At 51.7% G+C, this 478-nt stretch carries 1 protein-coding gene; it reads right to left on the reverse strand.

Features of this window, described 5'->3' with window-relative positions:
* A partial coding sequence (locus VU18_RS20840; protein ID WP_236687435.1) for a GTPase occupies nt 1-478 on the reverse strand: 478 nt, incomplete at both ends.

Here is a 478-nt window from a genome sequence, read left to right on the forward strand (position 1 = left end):
TCTTCGAGCGTCTCCTTCAACCGCCGCAAAATGTCGTATTCAAACGCCGCCTCTTTATCCTTTTGCTTGGCGATTTTGCCGACCCGCTCGATTCGTTTGTCAATCGTTTCTAAATCAGCCAACACGAGCTCCAAATTGATCGTTTCGATATCGGCGAGCGGGTCGACTTTGCCCGCCACGTGGGTGATGTTTTCATCACTGAAGCAGCGGACGACTTGGCAAATTGCATCGACTTGCCGGATGTGAGACAAAAACTTGTTGCCAAGCCCCTCTCCTTTGCTCGCCCCTTTGACGATGCCCGCGATATCGGTAAATTCAAAAACAGTCGGCACCGTCCGCTTCGGCCGAAACATTTCCGTCAATACATCGAGCCGCTCATCGGGCACTTCGACGACACCGACGTTCGGCTCAATTGTGCAAAACGGATAGTTGGCTGACTCAGCACCTGCTTTTGTAATGGCGTTAAACAGCGTCGATT

The organism is Geobacillus sp. ZGt-1, from assembly GCF_001026865.1.
Classification (GTDB): Bacteria; Bacillota; Bacilli; order Bacillales; family Anoxybacillaceae; genus Geobacillus; species Geobacillus thermoleovorans.